A 14,358-nucleotide genomic window follows, 5' to 3' on the forward strand; every position below is an offset into this window, starting at 1 on the left:
TGAACAACAGATGGTTCGCGGAACGAAAGAACTGACGGGCAGACAAAAAGCGGCAATTCTGCTGATCACGCTTGGTCCAGAGGTATCCGCACAAGTGTTCAAAAACTTGCGCGAAGACGAGATCGAACAGCTAACCTTGGAAATTGCCAATGTGAGAAAGGTAGACAACCTGGAAAAGGAAAAGGTATTGGCAGAATTTCATCAGATAGCCGTTGCGAATGAAGTGATCGCCCAAGGCGGGATCACCTACGCCAAAGAAATTCTGGAAAAAGCGCTGGGTGCATCTAAAGCGATCGATATTATTAACCGCCTGACCGCAAATTTGCAAGTGCGTCCGTTCGATTTTGCCCGCAAAGCCGACGCCAGCCAAATTTACAACTTTATTCAAAATGAACACTCACAGACGATCGCACTGGTCTTGTCCTACCTCGATCCGGAACAGGCGGCGATGATCTTGTCGGCGCTCCCGCAGGATCGGCAGGCTGACGTGGCAAAGCGCATCGCCATGATGGACAGCACATCTCCCGAGGTGATCGCCCAAGTGGAGCAGGTGCTGGAACAGAAGCTGTCGGCCACAGTCAGCCACGATTACACACAGGCAGGCGGCATAGAGGCGATCGTCAAGGTCCTCAACGGAGTAGACCGAAGCACGGAGCGCACGATCCTCGACTCTTTGGAAATTCAGGATCCAGAGCTTGCGGAAGAGATCAAGAAGCGCATGTTTGTGTTTGAAGATATCGCTACCCTTGACAATCGCTCCATCCAGCGGGTCATCCGGGATGTCGATGGCGCCGATTTGCAATTGGCGCTGAAAGTGTCCAGCGAAGAAGTAAAAGAGACGATTTTCCGGAATATGTCCAAACGGATGGCCGAGACCTTCAAAGAAGAGATGGAATTTATGGGGCCTGTCCGTTTGCGGGATGTTGAAGAAGCTCAGTCGCGGATCGTCGCGACGATCCGCCGCCTGGAAGAGGCGGGTGAAATCATCATCGCCCGCGGCGGAGGGGATGATATCATTGTCTAGGATTATCAAAGCTTCGGGATATTTGGCTTCTTCTGAAAAAATCGCCCTTTCCGTAACCGCTCCTGCATTAAAGACGGAACAAGTTCAGGAAAGGTTGCAAGAAAATCAAAAAATGTTTTTGGAAGCAAAAAAAGAGGCGGCAGCCATTATCCGCGATGCGGAAGAAACGGCTGAAACACTGCTGGCGGAAGCTGCCAGACAGGCAGAGCTGCGGCGTGATCAGGCAGAAAAGGAAATGGCCAAGTGGCGGGAAGAACGTCTGCAGGAAATAGAAGAGATGGCGCAGCAGCGCTATGAGCAGGCGAGGCAAGAAGGGTATGCAGCCGGGTACGAGGCCGGCAAGCAAGCTGCCATGGAGGAAGAGCGGGAGCGGGTTGAGCGGGCCGGCCGGCTGCTGGAGCAGGCGCATAGCGAAAAAGAGCGCATCATTAACGAAGCAGAGCCGTTTCTCGTCGGCCTCAGCACGGAGATCGCAAGGAAGATCATCGGCAGGGAGTTGGCGGCCGCACCCGAACAGGTGCTGGCCATGGTTGGAGAGGTTCTGCGCCGCTCTCGCGTGCATGGCGAGATTACGGTTTGCGTCAACCACCGCTTCTACGATTTTGTAGCGGAAAATCGCGCCGAGCTGTTGGCGCTGTTGGATGGACAAGCTGAATTGTCGATCATCCCCGATTACTCCGTCCAGGACGAAGGATGTGTAATCCGTACCCCGCTCGGCAGCGTGGATGCAAAAATCGACACACAATTGAAGGAGATTAAGCAGGTTTTGCTGGAGATCGCGCGGGGAAGTGAAGCATATGAGGCTACTTGATCTCTCGAAATACACGCATGCGCTGCAGATGCTCGACCCGATCCGCGTCAACGGAAAAGTGACCCAGGTCGTCGGGTTGACCGTGGAAGCGCATGGCCCTGAGGCGAAGCTGGGTGAGGTCTGCCTCATCTATCCGCAGCACAACCAGGAACCGCTGTTAGCGGAGGTCGTCGGGTTTCGGGATCACAAGGTTTTGCTGATGCCGCTCGGAGAGTTATCAGCGATTGGCCCCGGCTGTGACGTGGTCGCGACCGGCAAGCCGCTTTCCGTAAAGGTGGGCCCGGAAATTCTCGGGACGGTGCTTGACGGTTTGGGACGGCCTTTGGACGGGACAAGCCTGCCGTCCGGTTTGGCGGTTTATCCGACGAACAACCTGCCGCCAAATCCGCTGCAGCGTCCAAGGATCTCGGAGCCGCTGGGTGTTGGCATTCGGGCCATCGACGGCCTCCTGACGGTGGGAAAAGGCCAGCGGGTAGGAATATTCGCCGGTTCGGGTGTCGGAAAGAGCACACTCCTCGGGATGATCGCCCGCAATACCAGTGCCGATATTAACGTCATCGGCCTGATTGGTGAGCGCGGACGCGAGGTGATGGAATTTATTCACCGCGACCTTGGCGAGGAAGGTTTGAAGCGGTCGATCGTCGTGGTCGCCACATCAGACCAGCCGGCCATGATCAGAATCAAGGGGGCGTTGATCGCCACCTCCATCGCCGAGTATTTTCGCGATCGGGGCCTTAACGTGATGCTGATGATGGATTCCGTCACGCGCTTTGCAATGGCCCAGCGCGAGGTTGGCCTGGCGATTGGAGAGCCGCCTGCGACCCGCGGATACACGCCGTCGGTATTCGCTCTGCTGCCGAAGCTGCTGGAGCGGGCCGGTACGGCGAAGAGAGGCAGCATCACCGCTTTTTACACGGTGCTGGTCGATTCGGACGACATGAACGATCCGATTGCCGACGCAGTTCGCGGTATTCTCGACGGCCACATCGTGCTCGACCGTAAAATCGCCCAAAAAGGGCACTTTCCGGCAATTGATGTGCTGGCGAGCGTAAGCCGGGTGATGAATGAGATTTGTACCGATGAGCACCTGGCAGCGGCCCGCCGGCTGAAGCAACTGCTGGCGACATACCGGGAGTCGGAGGACTTGATCAATATTGGCGCGTACAAACTGGGGACGAATCGGGAGATCGACGAGGCGATTCGCAGCCGGGAGCTGATTCACCAGTTTACGGCCCAGGGGACGCACGAGCCGGCGGAGCTTGCGGAAAGCGTAAGCGAGCTGACAGCAAAATTTTCGGGGTGAGTACAGATGAGTACGTTTCGCTTCCAACTGCAAAAAATCGTCGATTTAAAGGAAAAAGAGAAGGAACAAGCTGAGTGGGCGTTTGGCCTCTCCCAGCAGCGGAAGGCGGAAGAGGAGCAGAAGCTGATGCAGCTTGACCGGCATCGCGAAGAAGTGACCCAATCGCTGTTCGAATTGCAGCACCAGTCTTGCAGTGCTGCCCAGTTGATGGAGATTGCCCGCTACCGGCATGCGGTGGAGAGGGCGATTGCCACGCAAAAGAAAACCTTGTTCGGTTGTGAGCAGGAATTGGAGCGCTGCAAACGCCGGTTGACCTTCCACATGCAGGAGTCCAAATTGTGGGAGCGAATGCGCGAGAAGGCCAAGGAGCAATTTGAAGACAGCGAGCGCAAGCGGGAGCAGAAAGAGCTGGACGAAATGGGCGTAGCGCGCTACATCCAGCGAGTGAAGCAAGCCTGAAGGGAGGTTCCCCATGGAAGAGATACAGGAAGAGAGAGCGTACAGCAAATGGGAATGGTTTTTCTACATGCTGGTCATACCGGCGCTCTTTGCCAGCCTTCTGGGCGGAGTTCTCCTGAGCCTGCTCGGCGTTGACGTCATCGGAAAACTGACGTCTGCGGCGAAAGCGATCCCGTACGTCGGACAGCTTGCAGGCGGCGTGGAAAAAAGCGGCAGCGATACAGCTGCGCCGCCGGCAAAAACACAGGAGGCGCCGCTTCAGACAAAGCTGGCCGAATCGAACCAGACGATCCAACAATTGAAATCAGAAGCGGCTGAAAAAGACACGACAATCCAAGCCATGCAAAAACAGGTGGACGAGCTGAAACGGGAACTGGACGACAAACGGGCAGACGAAGAGGCGAGGCAGAAACAGTTTCAGGATCTGGCCAAGGTCTACACCTCGATGTCGTCGCGCAATGCTGCCTCTATCATCGGGAATTTGTCCGAACAGGAAGCCGTCGCCGTGTTGGGCAAAATGAAACCCGATCAGCAGGCGGACATCCTGGCCAAAATGGATCCGAAAAAGGCAGCCGACATTTCGATTCTGTTAAAGGATACGACAGTCAACAAGGATGAAGACATAGCCGCGCTGCAGCAGCGCGTACAATCCCTGACCAGCGAACTGGCTGCAGCCCGCAAGGATTCGGCCAGCCTCGAGTCGCTGATCAGCAGCTTCTCCCAGATGAACGCGGACGACGCTGCCAACATTTTGCAAAGCATGGCCGTATCCGAGCGAAAAAAAGTGATCTCCATCCTTGCCGGCATGGAAAGCGACAGGCGCGCCCAGATCTTGGCATCGTTGTCCAAGAAAGACGAGGGGTTGGCTGCTCGCTTAACGGGCGAGTTGCTCCGATAATCGGTACCATCCGTTTATCGTTTACATAGCAACTATTTCTTTGTCAAATACGAGGAGGTGACGAGATGAATGTCATGATGACGACGCCGGCGGTGCCAGGCTCAATGCCCGGACTCCCCGGAGAAAAGGGACAGGCTTCGACGCCGACAGATCTGCTCGGGATGCTTTTCGCCCTGCAGCTCGGCAGCGCGCTCCAGAATGCGGATGAAACAGATCAGACCGGTGAGCTTTTGCCGCTGCAGGATGAGCCTGGCGAAGAGCAGATGGAGATGCTGCTGGCCCTGTTGCAACAGTCGCTTGCCGGCGGAGAGTTCGACCTGACCGACGATTTGCAACCGGCGAAGGAGACGGCGAATCTGCTGCCGCTTCAGCAGTTGGATCATGCCGGGGGACAGCAGGCGGCGCCAAACCCCGTCCTCCCGGAGCAGTTGCTGCAATTGCTCCGGGCCGCTGAGCAGCCGGAACAGCAAAGTTCGTACACACAAATCCTCCAGCTGCTGCAAGCCTCGGCCAAAGAGGGACAGCCCGTTCATGTGAGCCAAAGCCTGACGGGGACAGACCAGCTGAAGCTTTTGCTGGGTCAATTAGGGTTTGAAGTGAACAAAAGCGAACCAGAAGGCAACCAGGTTCCGACCGCAAAGCAGAACGCTTCCAAAGGAACGGGCTATCAGCTGTTCATGCCGGCGGTCTTGACGGGTTCTACCGCCAACGCCAATCTTCAACCGATGCGGGTCAATCAAGCCCTGCTCAGTTACCAGGCTCAGGCTGCGACCCAAGTCCGCCAACCAGCAGTCAATCTGACTCAGGCGAACGGGGAACTGGCAAAGATTGATCCAAAGCTGGCGGAACAGCCTGACAGCAGCGCAAACCCGGCGCCCGCTGCTCCAACCCCGGCAAGTACGGGACAGCAGTTCGTGTCGGGCGCAGCAAGCAGCGGGGCAGCCGTCTATCAGACCCGGGGAGACCACCTTGCCCAGGACGTCAGCAATCTGTTTGTCAAACAGATGAAGCTGGAGAACCAAGACGGCATTTCTCATGCGAAACTTCTGTTGTACCCACGCTCATTGGGGCAGGTGGACGTGAGAATCATCGTTCACAACGGATTGATATCGGCTCAGTTCCTGGCTGATTCGAAAGCGGGGAAAGAGCTGCTGGACAACCAGCTGCCGCAGCTCAGGGCGGCTTTAGTACAGCAGGGGCTGCAGGTAGATCGCCTGGAGGTATTGCAGCAACAGCAACAGCCTTCTTACGACTTCCAACAACAAGAGGGCCGTCGCCAGCAGACACCGGAGCGGCAGCAGCAGCCGGAGGAAGAGACGGAAGTTTTTTCGCTCGACAATCTGCTAGAGGAAGCAGATGAGGCTCAGTCCGGGACGCTGCGCAGGGTCTAGTGCACAAAACGGTCATGACCCGTTTGCCAGCCGCAAGCGGTCACATCCATGTTTTATGAAAAACGTCATGACGTTTTTCACAGAAAAAGGGGTTGTGCCGACATGAGTCAATCGTTTCGCGTCGGGCAGGCGTACTATCCATCAAAACCAGGTGGAATCGGCAGTCAGCCGAATCCGGCAGCGGCGGTCTCAAGGCCCTTTCAGCATTGGCTGGAGGAGACGCTGCAGCAAAACTCGGCGGCTGCAGTCGAAGGACCAAAGTTGTCGTTTAGCCATCACGCCTTAAACCGATTGCAGGAACGCGGCATTCAGCTGGCCGATGCAGAAGTGGCCAGGCTGGAAGGAGCAGTTCAGCGGGCTGCAGCGAAGGGGGCAAGAGACTCCCTCGTCTTGATGGACAATGTCGCATATGTCGTCAACATCAGAAGTCGCAAAGTGGTGACGGCACTCGATCAGGCACATATGAAGGAAAACGTCTTTACCAATATCGACAGCGCAGTATTTGCTTAGACGGGCCGGCCCTCATCGAGGAAGCCCGCGGTTGCGGACTGACTGAAGCAACCGTCATGACAGCATAAGGGGGTAGTGAAACATGCTTCGTTCTTTGTATTCAGGAGTTTCCGGGATGCGCGGCTTTCAAACCAAGCTGGATGTGATTGGCAACAATATTGCCAACGTCAACACGGTAGGGTTCAAGAAGAGCCGGGTGATGTTTCAGGATATCCTAAACCAGAATATCGCCGGCGCAACCGCGCCGACTGACAGCGGCATTGGCGGTGTCAACCCGCGCCAGATCGGCTTGGGTTCGACAGTAGCATCCATCGACGTCGTCCATACGCCGGGCAGTCCAATGACGACCAACCTGATTTCCGACTTGGCGATTGAAGGCGATGGCTTTTTCATCGTCAGCCCGACCCAGGATGGAGCCCCTTTCTATCTGACCCGGGCCGGCAACTTTACGCGGGATGCCAACGGATTTTTGGTCACCTCACAGGGGTACTACGTGATGGATGACAGCGGATCCGGGCCGATTCAGATCCCGCGCGACGGGTATGTATCATACTCCATCGGCAAAGACGGGGTTGTCACCGGGACGACGCCGGAAGGCACCAACGAAGAGATCGCCACGATTGGTGTCGGAGTCGTCAGCAATCCAGGCGGCTTGAAGAAGGTGGGCAATTCCTTGTTCGAATTGACGCCGAATGCACATCCGGACGGGGAATTTCAAGTAACCACCCCGGCAGAGGCCAATTCCTCGATCGTATCCGGCCAGCTTGAAATGTCCAACGTCGATCTGACGGAAGAGTTTACCGAGATGATTGTCGCACAGCGCGGCTTCCAAGCCAACTCGCGCATCATCACCACGTCCGACAGTATCCTGGAAGAAGTCGTCAACCTGAAGCGGTAGATAGCTAACCAGGGTGGAGAAGGGAGCGGGCGAGAAGCTGCGCCCCTCCTGACTGCCACCTTTTAGGGGGATATTTGATGGTTTTTCTGACCCGTTTTAACGGAACAACGTTTTACCTCAATATCACTCACATCGAGACAGTTGAGTCAACTCCCGATACGGTCATTACGCTGACCAACGGGAAAAAATACATCGTCAAAGAGGCTGCCGAGGAGATAGTCGCGCGCATCACTTCGTTTTACCAGGCGGTTCCGATGGCCGCTACGGTTTCGCGGTCGACGAGCGAATCAGATGAATAGCGGGAGGCTACCCATGTTTCAAAACCGGTTATTTAATATGGCGCTTATCATTATCATTGCAATTACTTTGCTCGGCGTGGTCAGTTTTGTCTTATGGCAAACGTATTACGCTTCTCCGGCAGATGCGAAAGAGGCGACGGCTTTAACTGCCGATGAAATGCTGAAATACACCGTCGATACGGATGAAATCACCACCAATTTGCTGACAAACAACTTTATAGTCGTGCGCTTTAGCATTACAGCAGACAGCAAATCCGCCAAGGAAGAACTGGAGAAACGGAAACCCCAGGTATTGAATATCATCAATAAAACATTGGCAGGACTGACTCCGGAAGACCTCAAGGGAACAGAGGGTCTGAACAAACTGGAAGCCAAGATCATGAATGAGATTAGCGCGATCATGCAAGACGGCAAGATTTTGCAAGTCATCACAACCGTGAAAAAAATGACCTAGCGTTATCGCAGGGTTTACGATAAAGGAGGTGACCGCTATGGCCGAGGTTCTCTCACAGAATGAGATTGATGCGCTGTTGGCTGCTCTGTCTTCGGGGGAGATGGATGCGAATGAATTGAAAAAGGAAGAGAGCGAACGGAAAGTCAGAGTGTACGACTTCAAACGGGCGCTGCGTTTTTCCAAAGACCAGATTCGCGCACTGACGCGCATACATGAGAATTACGCCAGATTGCTTACTACCTACTTCTCAGCGCAGCTTAGAACCTTTGTGCAGATTCATGTCGCCTCTGTTGATCAATTGCCATACGACGAGTTTATTCGGTCCATTCCCAAAATGACCATTCTCAACATTTTTGAAGCCCCTCCGCTCGAAGGGCGAATGGTGATGGAGGTAAACCCCAACGTCGCTTATGCCATGCTTGATCGTCTGCTCGGAGGGCAGGGAAATGTTCCGGTCAAAACAGGGGCGCTGACGGAAATTGAATCGACTGTCATGGAACGAATCTTCAGGAATGCCTTGGAAAGTTTTTCGGAAGCGTGGAAACAGGTAACGGATCTGGAGCCCTACTTGGATATGATGGAGATGAATCCGCAGTTCATGCAGATCGTTTCACCGAATGAAATCGTCGCCGTGATCTCTTTCAGCACCAAAATTGGCGACACCACCGGCATGATCAACCTGTGTCTGCCGCACGTGGTTCTTGAGCAAATCATGCCAAAGCTGTCCGGGCAATACTGGTTTTCCTCACGCAAGGTGCCTAATGAAGGGGCACAGCGGATTTTGGAAGAGCGGGTCAAAAAAGCCAAGCTTCCGCTCATTGTAGAAATCGGCACCGCGACCATTACCGTCGGGGAACTGCTTCACTTGAACAAGGGGGACGTGATCCAATTAGACCAGTCTATTGATCAAAAGCTGAATGTCCTCGTCGGCAGCACCGTCAAGTTTCGCGGACAGGCCGGCACATTGAAAGGCAGGATAGCTGTTCAGATCGACGAAGTCGTGGAGCAAAGGGAGGAACATGATGAGTAAAGATATGTTGTCGCAGGACGAAATTGACGCGCTGCTTCGCGCCAGCAACTCATCAGAAGATGAAGAGCCTGGAAAAAGCCTGGATGTGGCAGAACTGCTCACGCCTCTGGAGCAGGATGCATTGGGGGAAATCGGGAACATTTCGCTTGGCAGTGCGGCAACCGCACTTTCCACATTGCTGAGCCAAAAAGTGGACATTACGACTCCTACGGTCTCCGCCATTCGCAAAAGCGAACTGAGCGCCGAGTTTCCGCAACCGCACGTTTCTGTTCACGTGAAATACACAGATGGTTTCGAAGGAGTCAATGTGCTGGTCTTTCGGATGGAAGACGCGGCCATCATTGCCGACCTGATGATGGGCGGTGTCGGGGATCCGAATGCAATTGAATTCACCGACATCCAGATCAGCGCGGTTCAGGAAGCGATGAACCAGATGATGGGGTCAGCGGCTACTTCGATGTCGACGATGTTCAATCAGTTGGTCAACATTTCGCCGCCGAGCGTCGACATTATGGACTTGGCTCAGGGAAACGGCGACGGGAATCTTCCCGACGAAGATACCTTTATTAAAGTCTCCTTCCGCCTGAAAGTGGGAGATTTGATCGATTCCCAAATCATGCAGCTCATCCCGATCCAATTTGCCAAGCAAATGATCGATCGGCTGATGGGAACCGGGGTTGATACGACAGAGACCGCACAGCTGGCTAGCCCTGGCGTAACGTACGATCCGGCACCCGTTGCCGCGGCTGCTGCGTATGCGGAGCCGGCAATCCCGGCTGCCCAACAACAACCGGCTGCTGCAGGTATGTACAACCGTTCGGCACCGCAGATGCCGCCAACTGCTCCGTCGGCACCCGCAGGAATCCCTCCATACGGGCATACGCCGCAGCACATCGGCGGATTTAGCTCGTATGGGAATACTTCGGCAAATGTTCGTCCGGCGGAATTTATGCCGCTGACGCCGGGCCCGGCCGCCATGACGGACGACAATCTGGGCCTCTTGCTGGACATTCCGTTAAAGGTGACGGTTGAACTAGGCAGGACCAAGAAATTGATCAAGGAGATTCTGGAACTGTCTTCCGGTTCCATTATCGAGTTGGACAAGCTTGCCGGTGAACCGGTTGATATCCTGGTTAACAACAAGCTGATCGCCAAAGGTGAGGTCGTAGTCATCGACGAGAATTTTGGCGTACGGGTCACGGACATTGTCAGTCAATGGGATCGCGTCCAAAAACTGCAATAATCTTTTATAATCAAGGAGGAAACCAAAAATGTCCAACAAAGTGTTGGTTGTGGATGACGCTGCTTTCATGAGGATGATGATCAAGGAAATCTTGACGAAAAACGGCTTCACGGTCGTCGGAGAAGCGAGCGACGGCGCACAGGCCGTGGAGAAGTACAAGGAGCTTGGCCCTGATCTGGTGACGATGGATATCACCATGCCGGAGATGGATGGAATTGCCGCGCTCAAGGAAATCAAGAAGCTGGATCCAAACGCCCGGATCATCATGTGCTCCGCAATGGGCCAACAGGCGATGGTAATCGACGCCATCCAGGCGGGGGCAAAAGACTTTATCGTCAAACCGTTCCAAGCCGACCGTGTAATCGAAGCGATCAGGAAGACGCTGGGTTGACACGATGATGTTTCACAACAGAAAGGCAATGCTTGCGGCTGTATGCGGCATCCTGCTCTTGCTGTTCGGCTGTCTGCCCGCAGCAGCCGTCTACGCTGAGAGCACAGGCAATGACACGACTGTGATGGAAGAGTTCGACAAATCGGGCAGTCTGACGCCGCAAACAGACAGCAATGTGCCGACGGCGGCAGGATCGACAGACAGCTTTGCCCCCAGCGGTTGGAAGATTCTCATGCAGATCTTGTTTTCCTTAGGGGTCATCATCGTACTCATCTACCTGCTGCTGCGATTTCTGAAGCATCAACAGCTAGGGAGTATGGGAAGAGGGCCGTTTAAAGTCATCGGGGTCATTCCGCTGGGAAATGGAAAATCAGTACAGTGTGTCATGATCGGCGACTCCCTTTACGTATTGGGAGTAGGCGAGAACATTCAGTTGCTGCGGCACATACCGGCAGGGGACGAACTCGATTTGATTTTCCAGGAAGCGGAATTGCAACCGCTGGCAGCGAAGGGATTGTCTGGATGGCTGTCTGCCCTGAGGTCCGGAAAAAAGGCCGAGATACAGGGAGAGCTGTTCGAAAACGAAGCTGGTTCTTTTGATCAAGCACTGGAAAAACAGTTGAATGCCTTGCAGGAATTAAACAGCAAATCGGCATTGTGGGAAGGCGATCAGCGGCAAAAGGGGAACAGAGATGAATAAGCGTTTGTCCATTCTACTTATCCTTTGTCTGTTATTCATGCTCCCAACGCAGGTGCACGCGGCACCGGAGCTTCCCGCTGTACCGGGAATCGACATCAAAATCGGCGGAGGGGATTCCGGCAGTCCGACGGAAACGGCCACGACTGTGCAGCTGCTCTTGATCCTGACAGTCCTATCCGTTGCTCCCGCGATTTTGCTGCTCGCGACCAGCTTTACGCGTATTGTCATCGTGCTGTCATTTGTCCGCAATGCGCTCGCCACCCAACAGATGCCGCCGAATCAGGTGCTGATCGGGCTCGCTTTGTTTCTGACCTTTTTTATCATGGCACCGACATTTGCTGCGGTGAACGAAACGGCGGTCCAACCGTTTTTGCAAGGGCAGATTTCACAGCAGCAGGCGCTGAGTCAGGCAGTCATTCCCTTTAAGGAATTCATGGCCAAGCAGACGAGGGCAAAGGATTTGGCGCTGTTTCTCGATTACATGAAAGCGGAACGGCCGACGAGTGTAAAAGACATCCCGCTGACCGCACTCGTTCCAGCCTACGCCATCTCTGAGCTGAAGACAGCCTTTCAGATCGGGTTTATGCTGTTTATCCCGTTTCTTGTGATCGACATGGTGGTGTCAAGCATCCTGATGGGGATGGGGATGATGATGCTTCCGCCAGTCATGATTTCGCTTCCGTTTAAAATTCTTCTATTTATCATGGTCGACGGTTGGCATCTGGTTGTGAAATCGCTTCTGGCCAGCTACTAGGCCGGATGATCAGGCGAAGGAGGGCGAAATGAGTACAGAATTGATTTTGCAGATAGCCCAGGGAGCCGTTTCCACGATCCTGTTGGTCACCGCTCCGGCGCTGGGGATTGGCTTGGTCGTCGGCTTGCTGGTCAGTATTTTTCAGGCGACCACGCAAATTCAGGAACAGACGCTTGCCTTCATCCCTAAGATTGTCGCGGTCATGCTGGCCCTGCTCGTATTTGCTCCGTGGATGTTGAAAACACTGGTTGAGTTTACGATGAGCATCTACGGAAATTTGCACCGATTTGTGGGATAGCGTATGGAGTTGATTGAGCAGCAATTATCCGCATTTTTACTCGTGTTTGTCCGATTGACCGCTTTTTTCGTCTCGGCGCCGGTGTTTTCTTTCCGGGGCGTGCCCAATCAGTTTAAAATCGGCCTGGCGCTTGCATTAGCTTTTATCAGCTATTCGCTCGTACCCGATACCGGTCCGATCCCGCTGGACTTGGGCTTTATCCTTTACGCAGTCAAGGAAGCGCTGGTCGGCCTGCTGCTGGGAACGATCCTGCAGCTGCTGTTTTACACCGTACAAGTCGCCGGCGGAATGATCGATATGCAGCTTGGCCTTGCGCTGGCCAACGTGATCGACCCGCGAACGGGCGCTTACGTGCCGCTTACCGGCAGCTTTAAAAACGTCTTGGCCACCTTGTTTTTACTGTCGACGAACGGCCATCACATGATCATTCGCGGCATACTCGCCAGTTATCAGGCAGTTCCAATCGACCGGGCTTGGCTTTCGTTTGGCAGCGAGCCACTCGTTCAGCTGGTCATGAAGGTATTTTCCTACATGTTCATGAGCGGCTTCATGATTGCCGCACCGGTCGTCGTGGCGATTTTTCTCGTAGATCTCTCTCTTGGTATTATCGCCAAAACCGTGCCGCAATTTAATATCTTTGTGGTTGGTTTGCCCATAAAAATTGTCTCTGGCCTGCTCATCCTGTTCATCGTCCTGCCCGGTTTTTACTACGTCCTGAGCGGATTGTTCGGAAAGATGTTTGCCGCGATGTCCGACATGATGAAGCTCCTGGGAGGCTTGTGATGAGACAGACAAAGATGCTGTTTCCAATCGACCTGCAGTACTTTAACGGCGAAAAGACGGAAAAGGCGACACCCCGAAAAAAGCAGGACGCGCGAAAAAAAGGCCAGGTGGCAAAGAGTTCGGAGCTGTCGCCGGCGATCACGTTGGTCATGACGTTTTTTCTGCTTCTGATGACAGGCTCGTGGATGCTGGAAGTGTTCCAGAGCATTCTCCGCCAGTCGCTTTCGACCTACACGCTGTGGGACGTAAACGAGGAGAATCTGAAGGTCATGATCCAGCAGGTTGCGTTTGCCGGAGGGAAGATCGCGGCACCGGTATTGGGGGTCATCTTGATTTCGGCGGCGGTGACCAATTACTTGCAGGTAGGCAATCTGTTCACCGTCGAACCGATCAAGCCAAAGCTGGACAAGATCAACCCGATCAAAGGATTCAAACGCATCTTTTCCCTGCGCAGCCTGGTAGAACTGGCCAAGTCCCTGCTTAAGATCAGTACCGGTTTGTACATCGCCTACGTCATCCTCCTGGCAGCCAAGGACGAGTTGGTCAAGCTGCCGATGAAGACAGTAGATATCGTGCTCTCCTTTACCGCTGGACAGGCTGTGAAGCTGGGGCTGATGATCGGTGTTCTGCTGTTGGTCTGGGCGTGTTTTGACTACCTGTATCAGCGGTACGAATACGAAAAAAACCTGCGAATGTCCAAGCAGGACATAAAAGACGAGTATAAGAAGACCGAAGGGGACCCGCTGATCAAAAGCAAGATCAGGGAGCGCCAACGTCAGATGGCGATGCGCCGGATGATGCAGGAATTGCCCAAGGCGGATGTCGTCATTACCAACCCGACGCACTTCGCCGTGGCGATCAAGTACGAGGCGGCAGAGATGAGCGCCCCGACTGTGATTGCCAAGGGGCAGGACTACCTGGCATTAAAAATCAAGCAAATCGCCAAGGAGCACAGGATCGTAGTCATGGAAAACAAGCCGCTAGCCAGAGCGCTGTACAGTCAAGTGGAACTCGGCCAGCAAATTCCCGAAGAACTGTTTAAAGCAGTGGCGGAAGTACTGGCATACGTGTACAAGCTGCAAGGAAAGACAGCAAGAAGAAGATAGAGAGCG

General features: G+C 54.2%; 18 protein-coding genes. All 18 read left to right on the forward strand.

Translation table 11 applies throughout. The features are described from left to right. Window positions 1-10: 10 nt before the first annotated feature. The 18 genes from fliG (at window position 11) to flhB (ending at window position 14,352) form a co-directional block, all read left to right on the forward strand. Window positions 11-1,024, forward strand: coding sequence for a flagellar motor switch protein FliG (gene fliG, locus HGBM_RS00355; RefSeq protein WP_019119116.1), 1,014 nt, complete (start codon window positions 11-13; stop codon window positions 1,022-1,024). Next, window positions 1,008-1,835: a flagellar assembly protein FliH gene (gene fliH / locus HGBM_RS00360; protein ID WP_026074100.1), complete on the forward strand. Its 828-nt coding sequence runs from the start codon at window positions 1,008-1,010 to the stop codon at window positions 1,833-1,835. The genes fliG and fliH overlap by 17 nt, the downstream gene beginning before the upstream one ends. After that, a complete protein-coding gene (fliI, locus tag HGBM_RS00365) occupies window positions 1,822-3,138 on the forward strand; it encodes a flagellar protein export ATPase FliI (protein WP_019119118.1) in 1,317 nt (438 codons plus the stop codon). The genes fliH and fliI overlap by 14 nt, the downstream gene beginning before the upstream one ends. Before the next feature lie 6 nt (window positions 3,139-3,144). Beyond that, window positions 3,145-3,597, forward strand: a complete 453-nt coding sequence (fliJ, locus tag HGBM_RS00370) for a flagellar export protein FliJ (RefSeq protein ID WP_019119119.1) — start codon at window positions 3,145-3,147, stop codon at window positions 3,595-3,597. Window positions 3,598-3,610: 13 nt separating this feature from the next. Beyond that, window positions 3,611-4,495: a magnesium transporter MgtE N-terminal domain-containing protein gene (locus HGBM_RS00375; RefSeq protein ID WP_019119120.1), complete on the forward strand. Its 885-nt coding sequence runs from the start codon at window positions 3,611-3,613 to the stop codon at window positions 4,493-4,495. 65 nt (window positions 4,496-4,560) lie between these two features. Next, the gene (locus tag HGBM_RS28685) at window positions 4,561-5,886 is read left to right on the forward strand and encodes a flagellar hook-length control protein FliK (RefSeq protein ID WP_019119121.1); all 1,326 of its coding nucleotides are present in this window, start codon (window positions 4,561-4,563) and stop codon (window positions 5,884-5,886) included. A 102-nt stretch (window positions 5,887-5,988) separates the two neighbouring features. Then, on the forward strand, window positions 5,989-6,396 hold the full coding sequence (locus HGBM_RS00385; protein WP_019119122.1) for a TIGR02530 family flagellar biosynthesis protein: 408 nt from the start codon (window positions 5,989-5,991) through the stop codon (window positions 6,394-6,396). A gap of 82 nt (window positions 6,397-6,478) precedes the next feature. Further along, a complete protein-coding gene (gene flgG / locus HGBM_RS00390; protein ID WP_026074101.1) occupies window positions 6,479-7,294 on the forward strand; it encodes a flagellar basal body rod protein FlgG in 816 nt (271 codons plus the stop codon). Between the two features lie 77 nt (window positions 7,295-7,371). Beyond that, window positions 7,372-7,593: a flagellar FlbD family protein gene (locus HGBM_RS00395; RefSeq protein WP_019119124.1), complete on the forward strand. Its 222-nt coding sequence runs from the start codon at window positions 7,372-7,374 to the stop codon at window positions 7,591-7,593. A 13-nt stretch (window positions 7,594-7,606) separates the two neighbouring features. Beyond that, a complete protein-coding gene (locus HGBM_RS00400) occupies window positions 7,607-8,047 on the forward strand; it encodes a flagellar basal body-associated FliL family protein (RefSeq protein ID WP_019119125.1) in 441 nt (146 codons plus the stop codon). Window positions 8,048-8,084: 37 nt separating this feature from the next. After that, on the forward strand, window positions 8,085-9,077 hold the full coding sequence (gene fliM / locus HGBM_RS00405) for a flagellar motor switch protein FliM (protein WP_019119126.1): 993 nt from the start codon (window positions 8,085-8,087) through the stop codon (window positions 9,075-9,077). Then, on the forward strand, window positions 9,070-10,320 hold the full coding sequence (fliY, locus tag HGBM_RS00410; protein ID WP_019119127.1) for a flagellar motor switch phosphatase FliY: 1,251 nt from the start codon (window positions 9,070-9,072) through the stop codon (window positions 10,318-10,320). Before fliM ends, fliY begins: the two co-directional genes overlap by 8 nt. A 28-nt stretch (window positions 10,321-10,348) precedes the next feature. Beyond that, entirely contained in the window at window positions 10,349-10,711 is a 363-nt protein-coding gene (locus HGBM_RS00415) for a response regulator (RefSeq protein ID WP_019119128.1), read from the forward strand. Window positions 10,712-10,718: 7 nt separating this feature from the next. Next, a complete protein-coding gene (locus HGBM_RS00420) occupies window positions 10,719-11,411 on the forward strand; it encodes a flagellar biosynthetic protein FliO (RefSeq protein ID WP_026074102.1) in 693 nt (230 codons plus the stop codon). Next, complete coding sequence (gene fliP, locus HGBM_RS00425) at window positions 11,404-12,165, forward strand: flagellar type III secretion system pore protein FliP (protein ID WP_019119130.1); 762 nt, start codon at window positions 11,404-11,406, stop codon at window positions 12,163-12,165. The genes HGBM_RS00420 and fliP overlap by 8 nt, the downstream gene beginning before the upstream one ends. A 28-nt stretch (window positions 12,166-12,193) precedes the next feature. Next, window positions 12,194-12,463, forward strand: coding sequence for a flagellar biosynthesis protein FliQ (gene fliQ / locus HGBM_RS00430; RefSeq protein WP_019119131.1), 270 nt, complete (start codon window positions 12,194-12,196; stop codon window positions 12,461-12,463). A 3-nt stretch (window positions 12,464-12,466) separates the two neighbouring features. Next, window positions 12,467-13,246 carry a flagellar biosynthetic protein FliR gene (fliR, locus tag HGBM_RS00435; protein ID WP_019119132.1) on the forward strand — a complete coding sequence of 260 codons (780 nt, stop codon included), beginning with the start codon at window positions 12,467-12,469 and terminating at the stop codon, window positions 13,244-13,246. Beyond that, window positions 13,246-14,352 carry a flagellar biosynthesis protein FlhB gene (gene flhB / locus HGBM_RS00440; RefSeq protein ID WP_019119133.1) on the forward strand — a complete coding sequence of 369 codons (1,107 nt, stop codon included), beginning with the start codon at window positions 13,246-13,248 and terminating at the stop codon, window positions 14,350-14,352. The genes fliR and flhB overlap by 1 nt, the downstream gene beginning before the upstream one ends. Window positions 14,353-14,358: the final 6 nt, after the last annotated feature.

The sequence above is a fragment of the Brevibacillus massiliensis genome (assembly GCF_000311785.1).
GTDB classification, from domain to species: domain Bacteria; phylum Bacillota; class Bacilli; order Brevibacillales; family Brevibacillaceae; genus Brevibacillus_C; species Brevibacillus_C massiliensis.

What these genes read in the sequence shown, in the direction of transcription:
- fliG (WP_019119116.1), top strand. Translation starts at nt 11, where the DNA reads ATGGTTCGCGGAACGAAAGAACTGACGGGCAGACAAAAAGCGGCAATT.
- fliH (WP_026074100.1), top strand. Translation starts at nt 1,008, where the DNA reads ATGATATCATTGTCTAGGATTATCAAAGCTTCGGGATATTTGGCTTCT.
- fliI (WP_019119118.1), top strand. Translation starts at nt 1,822, where the DNA reads ATGAGGCTACTTGATCTCTCGAAATACACGCATGCGCTGCAGATGCTC.
- fliJ (WP_019119119.1), top strand. Translation starts at nt 3,145, where the DNA reads ATGAGTACGTTTCGCTTCCAACTGCAAAAAATCGTCGATTTAAAGGAA.
- HGBM_RS00375 (WP_019119120.1), top strand. Translation starts at nt 3,611, where the DNA reads ATGGAAGAGATACAGGAAGAGAGAGCGTACAGCAAATGGGAATGGTTT.
- HGBM_RS28685 (WP_019119121.1), top strand. Translation starts at nt 4,561, where the DNA reads ATGAATGTCATGATGACGACGCCGGCGGTGCCAGGCTCAATGCCCGGA.
- HGBM_RS00385 (WP_019119122.1), top strand. Translation starts at nt 5,989, where the DNA reads ATGAGTCAATCGTTTCGCGTCGGGCAGGCGTACTATCCATCAAAACCA.
- flgG (WP_026074101.1), top strand. Translation starts at nt 6,479, where the DNA reads ATGCTTCGTTCTTTGTATTCAGGAGTTTCCGGGATGCGCGGCTTTCAA.
- HGBM_RS00395 (WP_019119124.1), top strand. Translation starts at nt 7,372, where the DNA reads ATGGTTTTTCTGACCCGTTTTAACGGAACAACGTTTTACCTCAATATC.
- HGBM_RS00400 (WP_019119125.1), top strand. Translation starts at nt 7,607, where the DNA reads ATGTTTCAAAACCGGTTATTTAATATGGCGCTTATCATTATCATTGCA.
- fliM (WP_019119126.1), top strand. Translation starts at nt 8,085, where the DNA reads ATGGCCGAGGTTCTCTCACAGAATGAGATTGATGCGCTGTTGGCTGCT.
- fliY (WP_019119127.1), top strand. Translation starts at nt 9,070, where the DNA reads ATGAGTAAAGATATGTTGTCGCAGGACGAAATTGACGCGCTGCTTCGC.
- HGBM_RS00415 (WP_019119128.1), top strand. Translation starts at nt 10,349, where the DNA reads ATGTCCAACAAAGTGTTGGTTGTGGATGACGCTGCTTTCATGAGGATG.
- HGBM_RS00420 (WP_026074102.1), top strand. Translation starts at nt 10,719, where the DNA reads ATGTTTCACAACAGAAAGGCAATGCTTGCGGCTGTATGCGGCATCCTG.
- fliP (WP_019119130.1), top strand. Translation starts at nt 11,404, where the DNA reads ATGAATAAGCGTTTGTCCATTCTACTTATCCTTTGTCTGTTATTCATG.
- fliQ (WP_019119131.1), top strand. Translation starts at nt 12,194, where the DNA reads ATGAGTACAGAATTGATTTTGCAGATAGCCCAGGGAGCCGTTTCCACG.
- fliR (WP_019119132.1), top strand. Translation starts at nt 12,467, where the DNA reads ATGGAGTTGATTGAGCAGCAATTATCCGCATTTTTACTCGTGTTTGTC.
- flhB (WP_019119133.1), top strand. Translation starts at nt 13,246, where the DNA reads ATGAGACAGACAAAGATGCTGTTTCCAATCGACCTGCAGTACTTTAAC.